The sequence below is a fragment of the Pedobacter sp. genome (assembly GCF_965227205.1).
Taxonomy (GTDB): Bacteria; Bacteroidota; Bacteroidia; order Sphingobacteriales; family Sphingobacteriaceae; genus Pedobacter.
Map to the genome: position 1 here is coordinate 4,212,748 of NZ_OZ245727.1, position 23,044 is coordinate 4,235,791.

A 23,044-nucleotide genomic window follows, 5' to 3' on the forward strand; every position below is an offset into this window, starting at 1 on the left:
TTTATGTGTAATATCTATCTTATTTTAGCGGATTGAAACTCATATATCTCTGATAACAACGTGAAAAAAATTCTAATTACCGGTGGTGCCGGATTTATCGGCTCTCATGTCGTGCGCCGTTTTGTAAATAACTATCCTCAATATGAGATTGTAAATTTAGACAAGTTAACTTATGCAGGAAACCTGGCTAATTTAACTGATATTGAAAATAAACCTAATTATAGATTTGTTAAAGAAGATATTGCGGATGCATCTGCAATGAATGAACTATTCAAAACAGAAAATTTTGATGCTGTAATTCATTTGGCTGCTGAAAGTCATGTGGATAGATCGATTGCAGATCCTACCGCTTTTGTTATTACAAATGTAATAGGTACCGTAAATTTATTAAATGCTGCCCGCGAATATTGGAAAGGCGATTATGATAAAAAACGTTTTTATCATGTAAGTACTGATGAGGTTTATGGTGCCTTAGGCGAAGAAGGTATGTTTACAGAAACAACTGCTTACGATCCGCACAGCCCCTATTCTGCATCAAAAGCAAGTTCAGATCATTTTGTACGTGCCTATCATGATACTTATGGTTTGGATTGTGTGATTTCTAATTGTTCTAACAATTATGGCTCACACCATTTCCCGGAAAAATTAATCCCATTAGCCATAAATAACATTAAGAATAATAAACCTGTACCAGTTTATGGTAAAGGAGAAAATGTTCGCGATTGGTTATGGGTAGAAGATCATGCTCGTGCAATCGATGTGATTTTCCATAATTCTAAAACGGGTGATACTTATAACATTGGCGGTCATAATGAATGGAAAAATATCGATTTAATTAACCTGCTGTGTAACATCATGGATGAGAAATTAGGTCGTGAGAATGGTGAATCTGCGAAATTGATTACTTATGTAACCGATAGAGCTGGTCACGACTTGAGATATGCTATAGACTCATCTAAATTACAAAACCAATTGGATTGGGTCCCAAGTTTACAATTTGAAGAAGGTTTAGCGAAAACGGTCGATTGGTATCTACAAAATGAAGACTGGTTAAACAACGTTACTTCAGGTAATTATCAATCATATTACGAGCAACAATACAACAATAAATAATGGAGATTCAGGAAACAGGCTTAAGAGATTGCGTTATTATTAAACCAAGGGTTTTTGAAGATTCAAGAGGTTATTTTTTTGAAAGCTTTAACAAAAAAACGTTTGAAGAAAAAACAGGCATGTCTGGAGCATTTGTTCAAGACAACCAGTCTTTTTCTACCTATGGTGTTATCAGAGGGTTACACGCTCAGGCAGGAGAATTTGCACAGGCAAAATTAGTTCGCGTTTTAAAGGGTGAAGTTTTGGATGTTGCCGTTGATATTCGTCCTGGTTCACCAACTTTTGGTAAACACATATCTGTAAAGTTAAGTGCCGAAAACAGATTACAATTGTATGTGCCGCGTGGCTTTTTGCATGGCTTTTCTGTGTTAAGTGAAACTGCTGAGTTTTTTTACAAATGCGATAACTTCTATGAAAAATCTGCTGAAATTGGAATCATGTATAATGATAAGGATTTAGGTATTGATTGGATGATTCCTGAAAATGAAGCTTCTATTTCTGAAAAGGATTTAATATTGAACGCTTTTTCTTCCTTAAAATAATATGGGTAAAATCTTAGTAATTGGTGCAGGTGGACAATTAGGACAATGTCTTAAAACGGTTGCAGAACGTAGAGCTGTTTCCGATATCATATTTCCTGTAGAACAGGAAGCAAATATCCTTAATGAAGCATTATTGATAGAATTATTGCAAAGAGAAAAACCTTCATTTGTAATCAACTGTGCAGCATATACCGCTGTAGATAAAGCTGAGGATGAAGTGGAATTATCTAAAGCAGTAAATGAAACCGGAGCAGCTAATTTAGCTCGTGCCTGTAAAGCGAATAATTCTACTCTAATTCATATTTCTACAGATTTTGTGTTTGAAGGAAATGAAGTGAAGTTGTTAAAAGAAGAGGATGAAGCTAAGCCTATTAATGTTTATGGTTTAACCAAACTTGATGGAGAAAAGGCTGTAATATCGATTTTAGATAAGCATTTCATTCTTCGTACGAGTTGGTTATACTCAGAGTATGCAAACAATTTTGTAAAGACCATGCTAAAGCTTGGTGCCGAAAGAGATGAATTGGGTATTATTGCTGATCAGGTTGGTACGCCAACATACGCTATTGACTTAGCCAACACAATATTTGATATTATTGATGCTAATACTGAAAGCTACGGCACTTATCACTACAGCAATGAGGGGGTAACTTCATGGTTTGATTTTGCTAAAGCGATATTTGATATCAGCGGAACACAGGTTAAAACTAATCCAATCCCTGGGTCGGCTTACCCTACAAAAGCAACAAGACCAGCTTTTTCTGTAATGGATAAAACTAAAATTAAAAGTACATTTAACATTTCGATTCCATATTGGAGAGATAGTTTGGTAGAATGTATTTCTAAAATAAAAGGTTAAATGGTTAATCGTTAAAATTGGTTAATCGAATAAAATATAAATAGTAGAGGGTTAATTTATATGAGCTGGTGAACATTTAACCAGTTCTACGGATAGCCATTTAAACAAAAAAATATGAAAGGTATAATCTTAGCTGGTGGCAGCGGAACGCGTTTACATCCATTAACACTTGCTTGCAGTAAGCAAATGATGCCGGTGTATGATAAACCGATGATTTATTATCCGCTATCAACCTTAATGTTGGCTGGTATTAAGGAGATTTTAATTATTTCTACACCTCACGATTTACCTAATTTTGAGAAATTATTAGGTGATGGCGCTTCTTTGGGTTGTAAGTTCAGTTATGCGGTACAGGCTGAGCCAAATGGTTTAGCACAGGCATTCGTTATTGGTGAAGAGTTTATTGGTAAGGATAAAGTAGCCTTAGTGTTGGGCGATAATATTTTTCATGGTGATGGAATGGCAAAACTATTACAGGCAAGTTCTGACCCTGAAGGTGGTGTTGTATTTGCTTATCAGGTTTCCGACCCGGAACGTTATGGCGTAGTTGAATTTGATGCGAACAAGAAAGCAATTTCCATTGAAGAAAAACCCGAAAATCCAAAATCGGATTATGCAGTACCAGGCCTGTATTTCTATGATAATGATGTAGTAGAGATTGCTAAAAATATTAAGCCTTCTCCAAGAGGAGAATATGAAATTACGGATGTGAATAAAGTCTACCTTGAAAGAGGTACTTTAAAAGTTGGTGTTTTATCAAGAGGAACGGCCTGGTTAGATACCGGTACATTTACTTCTTTAATGCAAGCCGGTCAGTTCGTTCAGATTATTGAAGAACGCCAGGGTTTAAAAATCGGATGTATTGAAGAAATTGCTTACCGTATGGGTTTCATAACAGGTGAACAGCTAAAGGCTATCGCTACTCCATTAGTAAAAAGTGGATATGGAAGTTATTTGCTAAAGCAAATTAAATAAGCGGTCTAAAATAAGTTTTTTAAAGTCCTGTTGGCTCAAGCTGGCAGGACTTTTTTTGTAGAAAACTTGCAGACTTATTATCTTTTATGACGGACTTGGTATGGGCTTGATTCGGAGTTTGTTCGGACTTGTGACAATCCACTCCGAATTACCTACCAAATTAAATTTACCTTAATAGTTATCTTTTTATTACCTTGGTAATAATCATCCCATAATCTTAAAAACATTATGGCTATATTAAACGACGGAATTAACGGTGGTTTCACCGGAAAGGTTGGAAGCGTAGTTGGCTACCAGCTAAATGGAAAATGGGTAATAAAGGGATTACCTAAGGTAAGTAGAAAAAACAAAATAGGCACTGAAAAGCAGAACCTTTCCCGTAGAAAGTTTACGCTTATGCAGCTATTCCTTCGGGAGGTGCTTGGTTACATCAGAATTGGGTTCAATCTGGAAGCCAAAAAAAGAATGATGACTGCTCACAATGTGGCCAAATCATTGAATATGCTCCAGGCATTTAACGAGGATAATACAATCGATTTCTCTAAAATCACTTTAACTTACGGGAACCTGGCCGAAGCTCAGTCTTCAAGTCATTTTGCTGATGATGCAGGCATTCATTTTACATGAGATATTGGCGAAACAGGGAATTATGAGCGCAAATATGACCAGGTTATGCTTATGGCTTACAGTCAGGAAAAGGAACGTGCATTCCCTGTGTTCAGCGGAGCAAGAAGAAAGGATGGGAAAGAAACAATTGAAATTCCTGTAAAGTATAAGGGAACTATTTTTCATACCTGGATTTCTTTTATTTCTGATGACAGAATGAGCATTTCGATGAGCACCTATGTTGGCCAGATTGAATACTGATTTTATATTTTCTCTGGTAAAATGGCAAGTGTTATGTCGGTTTAAGCAGATGATTTTCTTTACCTTTATCCGCAATACATTATTTAAATGGATAAAACGAAGAAGATTGCCATCATTGGATTAGGTTATGTTGGATTGCCTTTGGCGATTGAATTTGCTAAACAATATTCAGTTATTGGTTTCGACATCAATGAGAACCGGATAAAAGAATTGGGGAGTGTGAACGACCATACCAAAGAGGCAGACTTATCTGAATTAAAAAAAGCAATAACAGAATACGGTATTAAATTTACTGCTCAACTGCCTGATATCAGTGATTGTAATGTTTATATAGTTACTGTACCAACGCCAATTGATCATTTAAAGCAACCCGATTTAACACCCTTGCTTTCCGCATCAAAAATGTTGGGCATTGTTTTGAAAAAAGGAGATGTAGTGATTTATGAATCTACAGTTTACCCGGGATGTACTGAAGAAGATTGTGTTCCGGTTCTGGAAAAAATCTCCGGTTTAACTTATAATGTAGATTTTTTCTGCGGTTATTCACCTGAAAGAATTAATCCTGGAGATAAGGTCAATACCCTGACCAAAATAAAGAAAGTTACCTCAGGCTCGACTCCAGAGGTTGCAGTTGAAATCGATGCTTTGTATGCAAGCATAATTACTGCCGGAACACATCTTGCCCCCAGTATTAAAGTTGCAGAAGCTTCCAAAGCGATTGAAAATGCGCAAAGAGATGTTAATATCTCTTTTGTAAATGAATTGGCTTTAATTTTTGACCGTATGGAGATTGACACCAGTGATGTGTTGGCAGCAGCAGCTACAAAGTGGAATTTTCTCAATTACAAACCCGGCTTAGTTGGTGGTCATTGTATTGGAGTAGATCCATATTATCTGGCACATAAATCCGAATCACTTGGCTACAAGCCCGAAGTCATTCTATCCGGAAGACGAGTAAATGATAATATGGGCATGTTTGTGGCCAATAAAGTAATAAAAATGATGGTGACCAGAGATAAGGTGATTAAGAATGCCAGAGTGCTGATTCTGGGTTTTGCATTTAAAGAGAATTGCCCGGATATCAGGAATACCCGCGTCATAGATATTTACAAAGAATTGAAGTCGTTTTCTGTTGAAGTTGATGTTTATGATCCCTGGGCGGATAAGGAAACTGTAGCAGCAGAATATGATATTCAACTACTCGACAAAATATCAGAGAATACCTATGATGCATTAATATTGGCTGTTGCTCATAAACAGTTTTTAGAGTTAGATTATGCTGCAATGAAAGAGAATGGTTGTATAATTTTTGATACCAAAGCTTTAATAAACCGTGAATTAGTAGATTCAAGGTTGTAAAAAACTTGTTGATAAATTCATATTACAGTATGATCTGTATTTCTTTACGCAAAAATTATTATGTATGTTTGCAGGCTTAAAGTCTATGAATTAATTATATGAAGGTTGCTCTTATAACCGGTGTTACCGGACAAGATGGTGCTTATTTAGCCGAATTTTTGTTGAAGAAGGGTTACTTTGTTCACGGGATTAAGCGAAGAAGTTCTCTTTTTAATACGGATAGAATCGACCATCTTTATCAAGACCAACACGAGAATGATGTTAATTTTAAATTGCATTATGGCGATTTAACAGATTCAACTAATTTAATCCGAATCATTCAGGAAACTCAACCCGATGAGATTTATAATCTTGCTGCGATGAGTCATGTACAGGTGAGTTTTGAAATGCCTGAGTATACTGCAAATGCTGATGGTATAGGCACCCTTCGACTTTTGGAAGCCATAAGAATTCTAGGACTAGCCAATAAAACAAAAATATATCAAGCTTCTACCTCCGAACTGTACGGTTTAGTACAGGCTGTTCCTCAAAGTGAAACCACTCCGTTTTATCCACGTTCACCTTATGCAGTTGCGAAGATTTATGGTTATTGGATAACAGTAAACTATCGCGAAGCTTATGGAATGTTTGCCTGTAACGGTATTTTATTTAATCATGAAAGTCCTTTGCGGGGAGAAACTTTTGTAACCCGTAAGATAACCAGGGCGGCTACAAAAATTGCTTTAGGTCTTCAAAATTGTCTGTATTTAGGGAATCTTTCTGCGCAGAGAGATTGGGGCCATGCAAAAGACTATATTGAAGCGATGTGGTTGATTTTACAGCAAGAAAAAGCAGAAGATTTCGTAATTGCTACCGGTGTAACCACAACGGTTCGTGATTTTGTTAGAATGTCTTTTGCCGAACTTGGCATAGAAATTGAGTTTTCGGGCAAAGATGAAAATGAAAAAGGCGTGATTATACACGTCGAAGAAGAGAAAGCACTTGCTTTAGGTTTAAATTTAGATAATTTGAAGCCTGGACAGACGATTGTTAGAGTCGATCCAAAATATTTCCGCCCAACAGAGGTGGATTTATTATTAGGAGATCCTACCAAATCAAAAACCAAACTAGGCTGGACGCCCAAATATGATTTACCTGCTTTAGTGAAGGATATGGTGATTTCAGATCTTCATTTGATGAAAAAAGATGAACACTTAAAACAAGGTGGATTCCAAACCTTAAATTATTTTGAATAAACGTGAGGCGATAAGCTCATCACAATAATATATCTATGAAACAAAAAATAGTTCTTTTACTATCCTTCCTATTTTTAACTTTATTAACCAGCAATATTGTTCTGGCTCAAAGTAATTTTTCCAACCAAAAGGTTGATGAATTATCAGATGCGCAGATTAAGCAACTGATGCAAAGGGCGGAATCATTGGGTTACAACGATGCTCAGTTAGAGCAAATGGCTGCCGCCCAAGGCATGAAGCAGGAAGAAATTTCTAAGCTACGTGCAAGAGTTGAGAAAATCAGAAAAGGCGGTACTAGTGCTGCACCTGTTAAATCTTCTAATAGTACTGGTTCATCATCTGGTAGAACAGATAGACAGTATGTTGGTGGTGCTGATAGCACCTCAAATACTCAGCCTACTAAACAAGAATTAATTGATAAAGCTTTCGATGATTTGAAACCCAAAATATTTGGTTCTGAATTGTTTAGAAACTCCAATATCACTTTTGAGCCAAACTTAAGAATGGCTACACCAGCGGGATATGTAATTGGTCCTGATGATCAGTTGTTAATCGATGTAACCGGGGATAACGAAGCTAACTATGACTTAAAAGTTAGTCCGGATGGTTCGATTAGAATTGAATATGTTGGTTTGGTTAAAGTTGGCGGATTGAGTATTGAAGAAGCCCGTTCAAAAATCAGAAGCTTAATGTCTGGAACATACCCGGCGTTACGTTCAGGCAGAACAAAACTAGCCATAAACCTAGGAAACATCCGTGGTATTAAAGTTGTCTTAAATGGTCAAGTTACTAAACCCGGTACCTATACCTTAAGCTCATTATCAAGTGTTTTTAATGCATTATACGCAGCAGGTGGACCCAATCAAAATGGTTCATACCGTAAAATTCAGGTAGTAAGAAGCAATAGAGTTGTTGCCACAGTAGATTTTTATGATTTAATTATCAATGGTATGCAACGCGGAAATATTCGTTTGCAGGATCAGGATGTGATTAATGTTCCAGTTTATGAGAATAGAGTTGAACTTGTAGGGGAAGTAAAAAATCCCGCAATTTTCGAGACCTTAAAAAGGGAAACCTTTCAGGATGTGTTAGATTTTGCCGGAGGCTTTTCAAATGTAGCTTACCAATCAGCAGTTAAGGTTTTTCAAAATACCTCAAGAGAGCGAAAAATCACCGACATTTTTGCAGCCGATTTTGGCAAATACATACCTAAAAATGGAGATAAGTTTTTTGTGGAGCCTATTTTAGATAGATTTGAGAACAGAGTGGAGATTAGTGGTGCGGTATTCAGACCAGGGTATTTCGAATTAGAAAAAGGCATGACCTTAAAACAATTAATATTAAAAGCTGATGGTTTAAAAGAAGATGCTTTTATGAGTCGTGGTTACATCAACAGGTTAAATTCTGATAACACAATGGCTCTGGAGCCATTTGATGTAGCAGCAATTATGAGCGGAAGTCAGGGAGATATTCTATTGAAAAGAGAGGATAAAATTACCATTTCTTCTATTTTTGATTTGAGAGATGAATATAAAGTAATAGTACAAGGTGAAGTAAGGCAACCGGATCAGTTTCGTTACGCAGAAAACATGAGTATTGAGGATGCGATTCAAATGGCCGGTGGTTTTAAAGAAGGTGCTTCACCAAACCGTATCGAAATTTCAAGACGTGTTCGCAATAGCGATCTTCAATCTACTGCTGCAACTACTGCCGATGTTTTCACTATTAATATCGATAAAAATTTGAAACTGATTTCAGATACGACTTTTAAGCTGCAGCCTTTTGATATTGTTTCGGTTAGAAGCGCAGAAGGTTACATGGTTCAAAAACAGGTTAAAATAGAAGGAGAAGTCTTATATCCAGGAACCTATACGATTAAAAGTAAAGATGAGAGAATATCTGATTTAGTTAAAAGGGCGGGTGGTTTAACAGCGTTGGCTTATTCAGATGGTGCATCATTAAAAAGACCGGGCAAGGATACAACATTATTTAAAAGCCAAAAAGATTCTTTGCAAAAGGAATTACAGATGAAAAAATCTCAATTCGGAACATCTTATTCAGAATCTGATTTATTAAATGATAAAGCATCCTTAGAAAAAAAACAGGAAGAAAGCACCAGAATACAAAATCTACAACGTCTAACCCAATCAGGCGTAGATATTACCAATCAAGCTGAAATTATTGCATCCGACATGGTAGGTATTGATTTAACCAAAATTTTAGAAAGCCCAGGTAAGCGCTATGACTTATTGTTAGAAGATGGAGATGTTATTAAGGTACCTAAACAATTGCAAACAGTACGTGTAAGTGGTGAGGTATTGAATCCTAATAATATTGTCTATAAATCTGGCAAGAGTTTCAAAAACTATGTTAATGGAGCCGGCGGTTTTACCGCTAATGCCTTAAAAGGAAGAGCTTACGTAAAATATGCAAATGGGTCTGTTGAAGGCGCTAGAAGTTTTCTGTTCTTCAACAATTATCCTAAGATTAAACCAGGAGCTGAAATCTTAGTTCCTAAAAGGGCAGAAAGAGAGCGCATTTCTGCTCAGGCTTGGATTGGAATAGGAACTGGGTTGGCGTCTCTTGGAGCAATAATCGTGAGTTTACTCAGGTAAAAATTAACTAAATGGTTAATGTTACTTATTGAGTAAAAAATTTAGAACCGAGCAAAGGAAATAAAACATGACAGTAGAGAGTCAGCAAAATAGCAAAATAGTAAGTGACGAGATGTCTCTCAAGGATTTTATTCTTAAGATCCAAGAATGGTTGAGATATCTGTTATCCAAGTGGGTAATTATTTTGTTTTTCGGATTAATAGGAGGTGCTTTGGGTTTTTGGTATTCAACCAATAAAAAACCAATTTACACTGCAACTACAACTTTCGTTTTAGAAGATGAAAAAGGTGGCGGAGGATTAGGAGGTAATTTATCAGGATTAGCATCTATAGCCGGTGTGGATCTTGGGGGTTCTGGAGGAGGAATATTTCAAGGAGATAACATTTTAGGTTTTTATACATCTAGAACAATGTTAGAGCGAACATTATTAACACCTATATTATTGGAGGGTAAGAGCGAGTTATTAGTGGATCGATATATTCAAATTAATGGTTTAAAAAAAATCTGGGTCGATAAGCCATATCTTAATAAAATTCAGTTTACCGTAAATAGTAATATAGTAGACGGAACAATACTGCTAGAACCAAACCGCTTAAGAGACAGTGTACTAGGCGTAATCGTGAATGATTTAAGTAAAAACTATTTATTTGTCTCTAAACCGGATAAAAAATTAAGCACTATCAAAGTAGATGTAAAATCTAATGATGAAATTTTTTCTAAAAATTTTAATGATGCTTTGGTTAAAAATGTTAATGAATTTTATGTCAATACCAAAACAAAGAAGACTTTAAAAAATGTAAACATTTTACAGCATAAAACAGACTCTGTTAGAGCAGTCATGAATGGTGCAATCTATACCTCAGCAGCTATAGTGGATGCTACACCCAACCTAAATCCTACACGTCAGGTGCAAAGAACGGCACCTTCACAGAAAGCTCAATTTTCTGCTGAAAGCAATAAGGGGATCTATACTGAAATGGTTAAAAATTTGGAGCTAACTAAAATGTCTTTAGCAAAGGAAGCCCCTCTGATTCAGATAATTGATCAACCAATCTATCCTTTGCCAAAAGAAGGCTTAGGAAAATTAAAAGGTTTATATACCGGAGGGTTTTTATTTGGATTTTTAACTGTTTTCTTTTTGATTGTTAGAAAGCTTTATAAAAATATTTTGCGATAGTGATGAAAATATTAAATTTAATTGGTCGAGATAGCGAGCTGTTTCATCATGATGTTCAAATGCATGATAATCAACTTCGAGAAATTATTAGTAAATCTAAGTTTCTTGTTATTGGTGGTGCAGGGTCCATTGGTCAAGCGGTAACTAAAGAAATTTTTAAAAGAAAACCATTAAAACTCCACGTTGTAGATATTAGTGAAAATAACATGGTGGAGTTGGTTAGAGACATTCGGAGTTCCTTTGGGTATATAGATGGAGACTTTCAAACCTTTTCTTTGGATATTGGCTCAATTGAATACGATGCATTTATTGAAGCAGATGGTGAGTATGATTATGTTCTCAATTTATCTGCATTAAAGCATGTGCGTAGTGAAAAAGATCCATTTACCCTGATGAGAATGATTGATGTGAATATTTTTAATACTGAAAAGACCATTAATCAATCCATAGCAAAAGGTGTAAAAAAGTATTTTTGTGTTTCAACAGATAAAGCTGCAAATCCCGTAAATATGATGGGTGCATCAAAGCGAATTATGGAAATGTTTTTGATGAGAAGGAGTAAAGATATTGCTATTTCAACCGCAAGGTTTGCTAATGTAGCCTTTTCTGATGGCTCTTTATTGCATGGCTTTAACCAACGAATTCAAAAAATGCAACCTATCGTTGCCCCTAATGATATAAAAAGATATTTCGTCATTCCAAAAGAATCAGGTGAACTCTGTTTGATGTCTTGCATTTTTGGAGAAAATAGAGATATATTTTTCCCGAAATTGAGTGAAGATCTACATTTAATAACCTTCGCTGATATTGCTGTGAAATACCTAAAAGAATTGGGATATGAACCATACTTATGTGAAACAGAAGACGAAGCAAGGGAATTAATTAAAACTTTGCCTCAGGAGAAAAAATGGCCTTGTTTATTTACTACAAGTGATACCACTGGTGAAAAGGATTTTGAAGAGTTTTTTACTTCAAAAGAGGTTCTGGATATGGAGAAATTTGAGAATTTAGGAATCATTAAGAATGATCTTCATTTTGAAAATGATAAACTAAATCATTTTGATAATACAGTTTCGCAGTATAAAGCAGATAAAAAATGGTCTAAAGAGCAAATCATTGATTTATTTCATCAAATGATTCCAGACTTTGGGCATAAGGAAACCGGCAAGTATTTAGATGCAAAAATGTAATAATGGAAAAATTTCAAAGAGTTGTTGATTTCGTAAAAGAACAATATCCTAATAAAGACTTTGTATCGTTACATGAGCCTGTGTTTATAGGGAATGAGCGTAAATATGTTTTAGATGCAATAGATTCTACATTTGTTTCCTCAGTTGGCGCTTATGTAAATCGCTTTGAAGAAATGATGTGTGAAATTACTGGTGCAAAATATGCCGTTGCTATTGTAAATGGTACTAATGCACTGCATTTAGGTTTATTGCTAGCCGATGTGGAAAAGGATGACGAAGTTTTGTCGCAAGCATTAACGTTTATAGCAACAGCAAATGCTATTTCGTACATTGGAGCAACTCCTGTTTTTATCGATGTAGATAAGGAAAGTCTAGGCATGTCGCCTGAAGCATTGAGTAACTTTTTATCAGCTAATGCTGAACTAAGGATAGATGGTAGCTACAATAAAGCAACAGGTAAGCGTATTGCTGCCTGTGTACCCATGCATACTTTTGGTTTACCTTGTAAAATTGATGAAATAGCAACAATTTGTAAACAATGGAAAATTAATTTAGTTGAAGATGCTGCAGAGTCTCTTGGTAGCTACTATAAAGGTAAGCATACAGGTGTTTTCGGAAAAGTTGGCATATTTAGTTTTAATGGAAATAAAACAGTTACCTGTGGAGGTGGTGGCGCATTAATTACAGATGATGAAGCTCTTGCAAAAAGAGCTAAACATTTAACTACTCAAGCTAAAGTGCCACATAAATGGGAATTTGTTCATGATGAAATAGGTTATAACTATCGTATGCCTAATTTGAATGCTGCATTAGCCTGTGCTCAACTAGAGCAATTGGCAATGTTTATAGAAAATAAAAGAATGTTAGCTGCCAAATATTGCGAGTTATTTAGAGAGTTGTCTATTTTATTTATAAATGAACCTATTAATGCTATGGCAAATTACTGGCTTAATGCGATCTTGTTAAAAGATCGGGTTGAGCGGGATGAATTTCTAACTTATTGCAATGATAGTGGGGTAATGACAAGGCCGGTTTGGGAGCTGATGAATCGATTACCAATGTTTAGGCATTGCCAAACTGATTCCTTGGAGAACAGTATTTGGATTGCAGATAGATTGGTTAACATACCTAGCGGTTATAGGATATAAAAAGTAATTATTAATTCTAACTTAAGTTAAAATTTCGTGATATTGATAAAGATAGATTCTTATTAAATTAATAATGAAAAATAATAATATAAATATTCTTTTTTTAGGAGGAGCGAAAAGAGTATCACTTGCTGAAAAATTCATAGAAGAGGGTAAATTAAGGAAATTAAATGTATCTATATTTTCCTATGAATTGAATGATGAGGTTCCAATATCATTTGTGGGAACTATTATCCTTGGTTTAAAATGGGGTGATGAAAAATTATACGACCATTTAGAAGAAGTTATTCAATCAAGATCTATTGATATTGTAATACCTTTTTTGGATTTTGCAACTTTAGTATCTGCAAGATTAGCAAAGCTGCTAAAAAATAAAAGTGTTTTTATTCCAGTTTCAGATGAAGATACTTGTAAAGTGTTTTTTAACAAGTCATTATCAAATACCTGGTGCTTGAAAAATAATATCAATGTCCCATCTAATTTAAATGAATTCCCATTAATAGCAAAACCAATTACAGGTTCTTCTTCAAAAGGAATCTTTACTATAGAAGGACAAGTCGAATTAGATCAGATAAAAAACAAACATGATTATTTGATTCAAAAATTCATTTCTGGCAAAGAGTATAGCGTTGACGCCTATGTCTCGCCAAAAAGCAAAAAAATTATTTCGATAGTGCCCAGGCAGAGATTAGAAACTCAAGGTGGTGAATCCATTAAATCTGTAACTGTAAAAAATTGTCGCTTTATAGAATTTGCTAAAGATGTAATTTTAAAATCTAATTTAATAGGTCCAGTTACCCTTCAGTTTATACATGATGATTCAACTGATGAATTGTTTTTTATTGAAGTAAATCCCCGATTTGGTGGGGCTGTTGTAAATTCAATATTTGCAGGTGCAAATTCTCCCGCATATCTTTTAAATGATTTTCTCGATATAGATAACGCTTACACTGATGATTGGATCGATTCTTTTTTAATGGTTCGCCGATTTTCAGAATACTATAAAATATGCAATTAATAATAGATTTAGATGGTACAATTTGTACCGAAGAAAGAACATATAGCCGTGCCATGGCTAAGCCCTTACCTAATGCAGTCGATTCAATAAATAAGTTGTATGAGGAAGGCAATACAATTATAATTTATTCGGCAAGGACCTGGATGGAATATGAAATGACTATAGACTGGCTCACAAAAAACGATGTTAAATTTCATCAGCTGATATTAGGAAAACCTATCGGCGATGTTTGGATTGATGACCGGGCGATTGGTTTTGATGGATGGGATAATGTTAATAGAATTTTGGAAAACAAAAAATCTAAAAAATGAGTAAAGTCTTAATTATTGCTGAAGCTGGAGTTAACCATAATGCAGATATCAACATAGCAAAAAAATTGATTGATGTTGCTAAAGAAGCAGGTGCTGATATTGTCAAATTTCAGACAGCTGTACCCGAATTGGTAATGACAGAGCAAGCAGAAAAGGCAGTATATCAGATTGATAATACTGGTGTAGCTTCTGAGAGCCAATTGGAGATGGCAAAAAAAATCCATCTACCGCTTGAGGCTTATAAAGAATTACTTGACTATTCTAACAGTGTTGGTATAAAGTTTCTGTCAACACCATTTGATCATGTTTCGATTGATTATTTATATAATCTTGGGTTGGATATTTTCAAAATACCTTCTGGTGAAATAACTAATCTACCATATCTTCAGATAATAGGTAGGATGAGAACAAATGTAATACTTTCTACAGGCATGTCTACTATTGATGAGATAGGCGCTGCTTTAAATGCCCTGATAAATGAAGGTACGTTAAAAGACAATATTACTGTTTTACATTGTAATACCGATTATCCAACAAAAATGACCGATGTGAACCTGAAGGCAATGCTTACAATTGGTGAAAAATTTGGAGTGAAAATAGGTTATTCTGATCATACTCTTGGTATAGAAGTGCCAGTAGCAGCAGTGGCACTAGGCGCTACTATAATAGAAAAGCATTTTACGCTCGATCGTTCAATGGACGGACCAGATCACTTGGCATCTCTTGAACCAAATGAATTAAAGGAGATGGTTAATTCCATAAGGAATATTGAGCAAGCTTTAGGGAGTTATGAGAAATTACCTACAGAATCTGAAAGCAAAAATATTCCTATTGCAAGGAGAAGCATTCATATTTTAAATGATTTACCAAAAGGCCATATTATCAGTGAAAAAGATTTAATCATGAAGAGACCGGGCGATGGTATTTCACCAATGGATATTGGAGAGGTGCTAAATAGGGCACTGAATAGGGACGCACCTAAAGATCATAAACTTTTATTTGTGGATTTAGTTTAAAACAAACTATGCTTAAAATAGCATTACTTACAAGTTCCAGGGCAGATTACAGTATTTATTATCCTTTAATTACAGAACTCAAAAAAGACAGTTTTTTTTTATTGGATATAATTGCTTTTGGTAATCATAATTCATTGATTTATGGAGCTTCTTCAAGTAAAATTGAAGAAGATGGATTTACTGTGAAATACAAAATAGATGCTTTGGTACTCGGTGATTCTCCGGAATCCATTTCTGACTCTATGGGCTTAACAATGATGAAATTTTCATCTGTTTGGCGTTCTGAGAATTATAACCTGATCATTTGTTTAGGAGATCGTTTCGAAATGTTTGCTGCGGTGGCATCGTCGGTACCATTCTCTATTCCTGTGGCGCACATATCGGGGGGGGAAATTACTTTAGGTGCTATCGACAATATTTTTAGGAACAGTCTAACACTGATGTCTAAATTACATTTTGCTTCTACAGAGCAATATAAAAACGAAATTATTAAGATAATAGGTGAGGAACGTAAAAATGATGTATTTAATGTTGGCGCATTAAGCGTAGATAACTTAAAGAATATTGATTTTCTTTCTATTGAAGAATTTAAAGAAAAATTCAATATTGATCTGACTAGAAAGAGTATCTTAATTACTTTTCATCCTGAAACTGTTTCATACGAAAAGAATGAAGTATTTACCGATGAACTTATAGCAGCATTAGAAGAATTAGATTCCTATCAGTTGATAATTACCATGCCTAATGCTGATACTATGGGGAATATGATTCGAATCAAGCTGAAAGATTTTATCAATTCACATGCAAATGCGATAGGTATCGAGTCCTTTGGTACAATTGGATATCTAACTTGCATGAAGCATTGCGAATTTATGTTGGGTAATACATCAAGTGGTTTTGTTGAAGCTGCGTTCTTTCCAAAATTTGTCATCAATTTAGGCGACAGGCAAAAAGGAAGAATTGAAACACCTAATATTTATACAACCCCTGTTACTAAAAAAGATATTTTAAATGCTGTAAAAAGTATTGAAACAGCCCCATTGCCAGGTAATTGCAATATTTATGGTGATGGAAATACTTCGAATAAAATAGTCGAGGTCTTAAAAAAATACCTTAGTGTTTTTATAATTAATTAAATACGATTTATGAGAATTTACAAAGACCATATAATTCTCACAGGAAGCAAGGTTAAAGAGGCGTTGCTGATGTTGAACGAATTAGACCAGGATACTATTCTTTTTGTAGTTGATTTGGAAGAGAAACTAATTGGTGCGCTTACTGATGGTGATATAAGAAGAGGACTTATTAAAGGGTTTACAATAGATAATTATATTGATGACATTATACAGTCTAATCCTAAATATATTACTAAAGGGGAAAATAATTTAGATAAGATAATTGAATACCGTGAAGGCAACTTCAGGATTGTCCCGGTAGTTGATGAAAATCTTAAGGTTGTTAATATTATAAATTTCAGGAAAATAAAATCTTACCTCCCAATAGATGCTGTTATAATGGCAGGGGGGAGAGGCCAAAGATTACAGCCTCTAACAGATACTAAGCCAAAGCCTCTTCTAAAGGTAGGCAGTAAACCTATTATGGAACATAATATAGATCGCTTAGCCTTATATGGTATAGATGACTTTTGGGTTTCGGTAAAATATCTTGGCGAACAGATAGAAGAGTATTTTGGATACGGAAATGAAAAGAACATTAAAATACAGTACGTTTGGGAAAATGAGCCATTAGGAACAATAGGGGCTGTATCTCAAATTCAAAATTTTGACCATGACTATGTTTTGATAACAAATTCTGATTTGTTGACAAATATAGACTATGAGCAATTTTTTCTTGAATTTATAGAACAAAAAGCTGATTTGGCAGTGCTGACTATTCCTTATCAGGTTAATGTCCCTTATGCCGTATTGGAAACGGCAGATGGAAAGGTAAAAAGTTTTAAAGAAAAGCCAACCTACACCTACTATTCTAACGGTGGGATTTATCTGGTTAAAAAAGAAATGTTGAAATTTATCCCTAGAAATGCCTTTTTTAATGCGACAGATTTAATGGAAATACTTATAAAAAATGAATTGAGGGTAATATCGTTTCCATTTTCAGGATATTGGCTTGATGTTGGGAAACATGAAGATTATGCTAAAGCACAGGAGGACATTAAACATATTAAATTCTAAAATGAAAGCATTAGTTGTCATACCTGCCCGGGGAGGTTCAAAAGGAGTTCCCCGTAAAAATATCAAATTGCTATCTAATAAACCTCTAATTCATTATACAATTGAAGTAGCACAGGAATTATTTGATAACGATATTATTTGTGTTTCAACAGATGATGAAGAAATCATCAAAGTTTCTGAAGAAAAAGGAATTAAAGTGCCTTTTGTAAGACCATCTTTCTTAGCTCTAGATACATCTGGAAGCTATGAAGTTTTATTGCATGCAGTGTCATTTTATGAAAACAAGGGCTATGCTCCAGATACCTTGATTTTATTGCAGCCAACTTCCCCATTTAGGAGAGGAACACATATCCAAGAGGCTTTAAAATTATATTCTAATCATCTTGATATGGTTGTGTCTGTAAAAGAAACAAAATCAAATCTTTATCATACTTTTGAAGAAAATGAGGATGGATTTTTAAAAAGGTCAACTGAAGCAAGTTTTACAAGAAGACAGGATTGCCCCAAAGTATGGGAATATAATGGTGCTATATATATCATTAATATTGCTTCGTTAAAAAAAGAACCTATTGCTGATTTTAAAAAAATAGTTAAATATGAAATGGATGAATTTTCATCACATGATATTGATACGGTTTTTGATTGGGAAATAGCAGAATTAATAGTAAAAAAAATATATAATTAGCAGTGAAAGTAAACTTAATTATAGGAGCAGGCCAGTTAGGAAGTAGACATTTACAGGCATTGTTGCGATTGGAATTGGATCAGGAAATTTATATACTTGATTCATCAGTAGATTCTTTAAAAGTTGCACAAACCCGTGCACAGGAAATACCTAATCAGCACATCACTCATTTTATTACTGATTGGGCTGAATTGCCTGTAGAATTTGACTTGGTAATTGTTGCAACGGGTGCAAATGCCAGATCATTTATAGTAAAGAAACTAATGGATAATTATGATGTCAAAAATCTAATTTTAGAGAAAGTCTTATTTCAAGACTTGGTGTCATATGAAGAAATTAGATCATTGCTTTTAGAGAAGGGAACTCCAACTTGGGTTAATCATCCAAGGCGAATGTTTCCACATTATCAAAATATTAAGAAAATAATTTCTGAAACAAATGAAAAAGTAGTTTTTAGTCTTGTAGGAAGTAATTGGGGGCTTGCTTGTAATGCACTTCATTTTATTGATTTATTTGCTTTTCTATCTAATTCAACTGTTGAAAACTTAAATTTTGATTGGATTGATGATGTAATTCATGAAAGTAAAAGGCCAGGTAATATTGAATTCACGGGTACCGTTAATGGAATTTTTGAAAACAAGAATATATTTAGTTTAAGTGCATTAGATGGTCAAATCGGAGACATTAGTTTATATATTTCAACAAATTCTAATCGTTGGATTGTGCAGGAAGGTGCGGCTCAAAATATTATTCATATGTCAAAAGAGAGTGGGTTTAAACCAATGATTAGCACTTTTGAAAATGAATTTCAAAGTACATTGACTACAAAACTTGCCAAATCCATTTTTGAAACAGGAAGTTGTGCTTTGCCTAGTTATAAGGAAGCATGTGCATCCCACATCCCATTTATTACAGCTTCACTAAAAAAATATGTAGAGCTTACAGGAATTGAAACAAATTCATGTCCGATTACTTAAAATGAAAGAAAATATACTTTTAATTGGTACTGGGCCAATGGCTCAAGATTACGCAAAAGTTCTTGATGCACAAGGTAGATTTTATCAGGTAATTGGTAGAGGACTTGCCTCATCAGAAAAATTTGAAGCATTACTTGGTGTAAAACCCTTTGTTGGTGGTATTGACACTTATTTAGCAAATAACGATATAGGTAATGATTGCAGTGTAATTATCGCTACTGGTACGGAAACACTGATGCATATTTTGAAGATTGTTTTAGCGGCAGGAGTAAGCAAAGTATTAATCGAGAAGCCCGCCGCATTAAGTGTGAAAGAATTATTAGATAACCAATCCTTTTTGAAAACTTATCTAGATAAAGTTTTTGTAGCTTATAATAGAAGGTTTTATGCCTCAGTTGTAGAGACAAGAAAAATAATTGAGGAAGATGGAGGCTTGCAATCCATGCATTTCGAGTTTACCGAGTGGGCGCATAAAATTGAACCATTAACAAAAGCTGCTGGCGTAAAAGAAAACTGGTTTTTCGCCAATTCCACTCATGTTGTAGATCTTGCCTTCTATCTAGCTGGAAAGCCAATAGAATGGAATACTTATTCCAAAGGAGGAACTTTAAGGTGGCATGCCAAGACTAATTTTACTGGTGCAGGAATTACGGAAAAAGGTGTTCTATTTAGTTATTTGTCCAATTGGGAAAGTGCAGGAAGATGGGCAATTGAGCTGTATACAGAGAAAAGAAGAGTTTACTTGAAACCTATTGAGGGAATTAGTATACAAGAAAAGGGTAGTGTTGCTTTAGTAGAACATAAATTTGATGATGAGCTTGATATAAAATTTAAGCCAGGTTTATTTAATCAAGTTAAAGCTTTTTTTTCTAATGAAAATGATACTCAACTTTGTAATTTATCAGAACAAATTATAAATGCTGAAAATATCTACACGAAAATTTTAGATTAGGAGTAAGTTAAGGCTATGAGTTAAAATCATTAAGATTAAGATATAAATTATGAAGGTAGTAATTTTTGCGGGAGGCTTTGGAACCCGATTGATGGAGGAAACTGAAGCGAGACCTAAACCTATGGTGGAAATAGGGGGGAAACCTATTTTATGGCACATTTTAAAAATGTATGAACAACATGGTCACAATGAATTTGTAATCTGTTTAGGATATAAGGCAACTTATATCAAGGAATATTTTTACAATTATTATTTACATAATTCTGATGTAACTATTGAGCTGGCAAATAATAATATCAACGTTCATTTCTCAGAAACAGAATCATTTAAGGTTACATTAATTGATACAGGCCTTTATACCAATACAGCAGGAAGATTAAAACGTATTGAAAAATATGTAAAGGGTGAAACTTTTATGCTAACTTATGGTGATGGGGTTTCTAATGTAGACATAACCGCACTTTTAGATTTTCATAAAACACACGGTAGGCTAGCAACATTAACAAGTGTACAAGTACCTGGACGATTTGGAAACTTAGAAATAAAACCACAAGGCGAAGTCGAAAGCTTTGTAGAAAAACCAGCTGGTGATGGAATGTGGATCAATGGTGGTTTTTTTGTTTTAGAGCCAGGAATTTTTAAATATTTGGAGGGCGATGTTGAAGATATTCAGTGGGAAAAGGAGCCATTAGGTGCGATTGCAAAAGATCAACAGCTTGCCGCATATAGACATAATGGTTTTTGGAAATGCATGGATGCCTTGAGAGATAGAGTCGAATTAGAACAAATGTGGAGTTCTGATAATGCAAAATGGAAAACATGGTAGATTCTCTGTATTATAGGCTAAAGAGTATATACCAAGGGAAAAAGGTATTTTTAACTGGGCAAACAGGATTTAAAGGTGCCTGGATGTTAAAAGTTTTGACCTATTTGGGTGCCGAAGTAAAGGGTTATGCACTTGCTCCCCAAACCAAGAATGACTTATTTTATTTAATTGACGGAGAAAAAATTTGTAATTCTGTTATTGCAGATTTAAGGGATAAAAAACGATTACAAAAAGAACTCAGTTTATTTCAGCCTGATTTTGTTTTTCATTTGGCAGCTCAACCATTGGTGCGTTTGTCATACCAAATCCCTGCAGAAACTTTTGAGGTGAATGTAATTGGCACCGCTAACGTTTTAGATGCAGTTAATTTACTTGAAAAACCATGTAGCGTTATTTTAATTACTACTGATAAAGTATATCACAATAACGAATGGATTTATCCTTACAGAGAAAATGATAGACTAGGAGGCTACGATCCCTATAGTGCAAGTAAGGCTTGTGCCGAATTGGTAATCGATTCTTACCGCAATTCATTTTTTAACGTAAAAACTTATAACCAACATCAAAAAGCTATTGCGGTAGGCAGAGCAGGAAATGTTATTGGTGGTGGCGACTGGTCTAAAGATAGACTTATCCCAGATATAGCGAAGGCATTTGCTGTTGAAAGTCCAGTAACAATTAGAAATCCTCGATCGGTTAGGCCTTGGCAACATGTTTTAGAACCAGTTGTTGGATACTTAATATTGGGAGAAAATTTATACTCAAATCCGCTAAAATTTAGTTCGGCATATAACTTTGGGCCACAATTGTCAGACGCATTATCGGTTGAAGAAATGTTGGCATTGGCAATTGAAAGTTGGGGGAAAGGTAAGTACATTGTTGAAGAAATAAAAGGACAGCCTCATGAAGCTGGATTATTAAAATTAGATATTAGTAAAGCCATAGATGAGTTAAAATGGCAACCTAAAATGAATGCTAAATTAGCAGTAAGTATGACTATGGATTGGTATAGAGTGTTTAATGATAATAGAGATGGGATTTTAGATTTCACAACCGAACAGGTGAAGAGTTTTTTGTCATAAATAAAGATTATATGAATTTAATAATTACAGGAGCTACCGGATATGTAGGAAGAAATCTGATTTCTTTATTTTTAAAGTCTACAAACCATAAATTATTTGCTATTGTTAGGGGAAATGCAAAACTTCCTAAGGAAGTAGAGGTCATAAATGACGACGCCGACTTAGAAGTTAATTTAATAAGCGCTAATCCAGATATAGTTATTCATTTAGCATCATATGTAACTTCCAAAGCTGAACTGGAAGAATTCGATAAATTAGTAGATGCAAATATCATATTTGGCAACAGACTGTTATACGCATTAAAAAATACGTCAATTAAGCATTTCATTAATGTTGGCACCTTTGCCGAATATCATTTTAATGATGGAGATTTAAATCCAACATATCTATATGCAGCTACCAAAACTGCATTTAAATCAGTTTTAAAATATTATTCAGAATTAAAAGGATTTAAATATGTTCATGTTGTGCCTTACTCTATATATGGAGGTGTGGACAGGCAGAAGAAAATAATGGACATATTATTCGAATCACTTGATGCTGAAAAACCTACAGATACTTCTCAAGGGATACAAAACTTAGATTTTATTCATATCAACGATGTAGTAGAATTCTTTTTGAGATTAGTTGATAAAATTTCTGATGTTAAGAATAATGATGTTCTATATCTTGGAACAGGTAAAACTTATACACTGCGAGAAGTTTCGACATTAATTGAAAAATTGACTAATAAGAAAATGAATATCAACTGGGGAGCGCATCCACCAAGAGAAAGAGACACCTTTTATGCTTGTGCCCCTATTGGGAAAATTCAAAATGTTTTAGGCTGGAAACCAAATATATCTTTGCTAGAAGGCCTTAAATTGAAATTTGCAGAGTATAAAGACATTTCCTAATAATATAGA

Annotated in this window: 21 protein-coding genes and 1 pseudogene; all 22 read left to right on the top strand. The window is 34.5% G+C overall.

The window, feature by feature from the left end:
* Positions 1–60: 60 nt before the first annotated feature.
* The 22 genes and pseudogenes from rfbB to ACO05K_RS18365 all read left to right on the top strand — a co-directional run bounded on the left by rfbB (position 61) and on the right by ACO05K_RS18365 (position 23,035).
* Positions 61–1,113 (top strand): dTDP-glucose 4,6-dehydratase, encoded by a 1,053-nt coding sequence (gene rfbB, locus ACO05K_RS18260; RefSeq protein ID WP_421945843.1) that lies wholly within the window; start codon positions 61–63, stop codon positions 1,111–1,113.
* Positions 1,113–1,655, top strand: a complete 543-nt coding sequence (gene rfbC / locus ACO05K_RS18265) for a dTDP-4-dehydrorhamnose 3,5-epimerase (RefSeq protein WP_421945844.1) — start codon at positions 1,113–1,115, stop codon at positions 1,653–1,655. Before rfbB ends, rfbC begins: the two co-directional genes overlap by 1 nt.
* Before the next feature lies 1 nt (position 1,656).
* The gene (gene rfbD / locus ACO05K_RS18270) at positions 1,657–2,514 is read left to right on the top strand and encodes a dTDP-4-dehydrorhamnose reductase (RefSeq protein ID WP_421945845.1); all 858 of its coding nucleotides are present in this window, start codon (positions 1,657–1,659) and stop codon (positions 2,512–2,514) included.
* A 114-nt stretch (positions 2,515–2,628) separates the two neighbouring features.
* Positions 2,629–3,489 (top strand): glucose-1-phosphate thymidylyltransferase RfbA, encoded by an 861-nt coding sequence (gene rfbA, locus ACO05K_RS18275; protein ID WP_421945846.1) that lies wholly within the window; start codon positions 2,629–2,631, stop codon positions 3,487–3,489.
* 228 nt (positions 3,490–3,717) lie between these two features.
* Positions 3,718–4,356 (top strand): annotated as a pseudogene (locus ACO05K_RS18280) (DUF6266 family protein).
* 87 nt (positions 4,357–4,443) lie between these two features.
* A complete protein-coding gene (locus ACO05K_RS18285; RefSeq protein ID WP_421945847.1) occupies positions 4,444–5,715 on the top strand; it encodes a nucleotide sugar dehydrogenase in 1,272 nt (423 codons plus the stop codon).
* Positions 5,716–5,813: 98 nt separating this feature from the next.
* A complete protein-coding gene (gene gmd / locus ACO05K_RS18290) occupies positions 5,814–6,950 on the top strand; it encodes a GDP-mannose 4,6-dehydratase (protein WP_421945848.1) in 1,137 nt (378 codons plus the stop codon).
* A 35-nt stretch (positions 6,951–6,985) separates the two neighbouring features.
* Positions 6,986–9,565: an SLBB domain-containing protein gene (locus tag ACO05K_RS18295; protein WP_421945849.1), complete on the top strand. Its 2,580-nt coding sequence runs from the start codon at positions 6,986–6,988 to the stop codon at positions 9,563–9,565.
* Positions 9,566–9,632: 67 nt separating this feature from the next.
* Positions 9,633–10,742, top strand: coding sequence for a lipopolysaccharide biosynthesis protein (locus ACO05K_RS18300; protein WP_421945850.1), 1,110 nt, complete (start codon positions 9,633–9,635; stop codon positions 10,740–10,742).
* 2 nt (positions 10,743–10,744) lie between these two features.
* Complete coding sequence (locus tag ACO05K_RS18305; protein ID WP_421945851.1) at positions 10,745–11,932, top strand: UDP-N-acetylglucosamine 4,6-dehydratase; 1,188 nt, start codon at positions 10,745–10,747, stop codon at positions 11,930–11,932.
* Positions 11,933–11,934: 2 nt separating this feature from the next.
* Positions 11,935–13,080, top strand: coding sequence for a LegC family aminotransferase (locus ACO05K_RS18310; protein WP_421945852.1), 1,146 nt, complete (start codon positions 11,935–11,937; stop codon positions 13,078–13,080).
* 73 nt (positions 13,081–13,153) lie between these two features.
* Entirely contained in the window at positions 13,154–14,098 is a 945-nt protein-coding gene (locus tag ACO05K_RS18315) for an ATP-grasp domain-containing protein (protein ID WP_421945853.1), read from the top strand.
* Complete coding sequence (locus ACO05K_RS18320) at positions 14,089–14,409, top strand: hypothetical protein (protein WP_421945854.1); 321 nt, start codon at positions 14,089–14,091, stop codon at positions 14,407–14,409. Before ACO05K_RS18315 ends, ACO05K_RS18320 begins: the two co-directional genes overlap by 10 nt.
* Positions 14,406–15,425: an N-acetylneuraminate synthase gene (gene neuB / locus ACO05K_RS18325; RefSeq protein ID WP_421945855.1), complete on the top strand. Its 1,020-nt coding sequence runs from the start codon at positions 14,406–14,408 to the stop codon at positions 15,423–15,425. Before ACO05K_RS18320 ends, neuB begins: the two co-directional genes overlap by 4 nt.
* Before the next feature lie 8 nt (positions 15,426–15,433).
* Positions 15,434–16,561 (top strand): UDP-N-acetylglucosamine 2-epimerase, encoded by a 1,128-nt coding sequence (neuC, locus tag ACO05K_RS18330; protein WP_421945856.1) that lies wholly within the window; start codon positions 15,434–15,436, stop codon positions 16,559–16,561.
* A gap of 9 nt (positions 16,562–16,570) precedes the next feature.
* Complete coding sequence (locus ACO05K_RS18335; protein ID WP_421945857.1) at positions 16,571–17,617, top strand: nucleotidyltransferase family protein; 1,047 nt, start codon at positions 16,571–16,573, stop codon at positions 17,615–17,617.
* Between the two features lies 1 nt (position 17,618).
* Positions 17,619–18,302, top strand: a complete 684-nt coding sequence (locus ACO05K_RS18340) for a cytidylyltransferase domain-containing protein (RefSeq protein WP_421945858.1) — start codon at positions 17,619–17,621, stop codon at positions 18,300–18,302.
* Positions 18,303–18,304: 2 nt separating this feature from the next.
* Positions 18,305–19,279, top strand: a complete 975-nt coding sequence (locus ACO05K_RS18345; RefSeq protein ID WP_421945859.1) for a Gfo/Idh/MocA family oxidoreductase — start codon at positions 18,305–18,307, stop codon at positions 19,277–19,279.
* 1 nt (position 19,280) lies between these two features.
* On the top strand, positions 19,281–20,231 hold the full coding sequence (locus ACO05K_RS18350; RefSeq protein WP_421945860.1) for a Gfo/Idh/MocA family protein: 951 nt from the start codon (positions 19,281–19,283) through the stop codon (positions 20,229–20,231).
* A gap of 49 nt (positions 20,232–20,280) precedes the next feature.
* On the top strand, positions 20,281–21,057 hold the full coding sequence (gene rfbF / locus ACO05K_RS18355; protein ID WP_421945861.1) for a glucose-1-phosphate cytidylyltransferase: 777 nt from the start codon (positions 20,281–20,283) through the stop codon (positions 21,055–21,057).
* Positions 21,051–22,139, top strand: coding sequence for a CDP-glucose 4,6-dehydratase (rfbG, locus tag ACO05K_RS18360; protein ID WP_421945862.1), 1,089 nt, complete (start codon positions 21,051–21,053; stop codon positions 22,137–22,139). The genes rfbF and rfbG overlap by 7 nt, the downstream gene beginning before the upstream one ends.
* Positions 22,140–22,150: 11 nt before the next feature.
* Positions 22,151–23,035: an NAD-dependent epimerase/dehydratase family protein gene (locus ACO05K_RS18365; protein WP_421945863.1), complete on the top strand. Its 885-nt coding sequence runs from the start codon at positions 22,151–22,153 to the stop codon at positions 23,033–23,035.
* Positions 23,036–23,044 lie beyond the last annotated feature (9 nt).

What these genes read in the sequence shown, in the direction of transcription:
- rfbC (WP_421945844.1), top strand. Translation starts at nt 1,113, where the DNA reads ATGGAGATTCAGGAAACAGGCTTAAGAGATTGCGTTATTATTAAACCA.
- rfbD (WP_421945845.1), top strand. Translation starts at nt 1,657, where the DNA reads ATGGGTAAAATCTTAGTAATTGGTGCAGGTGGACAATTAGGACAATGT.
- rfbA (WP_421945846.1), top strand. Translation starts at nt 2,629, where the DNA reads ATGAAAGGTATAATCTTAGCTGGTGGCAGCGGAACGCGTTTACATCCA.
- ACO05K_RS18285 (WP_421945847.1), top strand. Translation starts at nt 4,444, where the DNA reads ATGGATAAAACGAAGAAGATTGCCATCATTGGATTAGGTTATGTTGGA.
- gmd (WP_421945848.1), top strand. Translation starts at nt 5,814, where the DNA reads ATGAAGGTTGCTCTTATAACCGGTGTTACCGGACAAGATGGTGCTTAT.
- ACO05K_RS18295 (WP_421945849.1), top strand. Translation starts at nt 6,986, where the DNA reads ATGAAACAAAAAATAGTTCTTTTACTATCCTTCCTATTTTTAACTTTA.
- ACO05K_RS18300 (WP_421945850.1), top strand. Translation starts at nt 9,633, where the DNA reads ATGACAGTAGAGAGTCAGCAAAATAGCAAAATAGTAAGTGACGAGATG.
- ACO05K_RS18305 (WP_421945851.1), top strand. Translation starts at nt 10,745, where the DNA reads ATGAAAATATTAAATTTAATTGGTCGAGATAGCGAGCTGTTTCATCAT.
- ACO05K_RS18310 (WP_421945852.1), top strand. Translation starts at nt 11,935, where the DNA reads ATGGAAAAATTTCAAAGAGTTGTTGATTTCGTAAAAGAACAATATCCT.
- ACO05K_RS18315 (WP_421945853.1), top strand. Translation starts at nt 13,154, where the DNA reads ATGAAAAATAATAATATAAATATTCTTTTTTTAGGAGGAGCGAAAAGA.
- ACO05K_RS18320 (WP_421945854.1), top strand. Translation starts at nt 14,089, where the DNA reads ATGCAATTAATAATAGATTTAGATGGTACAATTTGTACCGAAGAAAGA.
- neuB (WP_421945855.1), top strand. Translation starts at nt 14,406, where the DNA reads ATGAGTAAAGTCTTAATTATTGCTGAAGCTGGAGTTAACCATAATGCA.
- neuC (WP_421945856.1), top strand. Translation starts at nt 15,434, where the DNA reads ATGCTTAAAATAGCATTACTTACAAGTTCCAGGGCAGATTACAGTATT.
- ACO05K_RS18335 (WP_421945857.1), top strand. Translation starts at nt 16,571, where the DNA reads ATGAGAATTTACAAAGACCATATAATTCTCACAGGAAGCAAGGTTAAA.
- ACO05K_RS18340 (WP_421945858.1), top strand. Translation starts at nt 17,619, where the DNA reads ATGAAAGCATTAGTTGTCATACCTGCCCGGGGAGGTTCAAAAGGAGTT.
- ACO05K_RS18350 (WP_421945860.1), top strand. Translation starts at nt 19,281, where the DNA reads ATGAAAGAAAATATACTTTTAATTGGTACTGGGCCAATGGCTCAAGAT.
- rfbF (WP_421945861.1), top strand. Translation starts at nt 20,281, where the DNA reads ATGAAGGTAGTAATTTTTGCGGGAGGCTTTGGAACCCGATTGATGGAG.
- rfbG (WP_421945862.1), top strand. Translation starts at nt 21,051, where the DNA reads ATGGTAGATTCTCTGTATTATAGGCTAAAGAGTATATACCAAGGGAAA.
- ACO05K_RS18365 (WP_421945863.1), top strand. Translation starts at nt 22,151, where the DNA reads ATGAATTTAATAATTACAGGAGCTACCGGATATGTAGGAAGAAATCTG.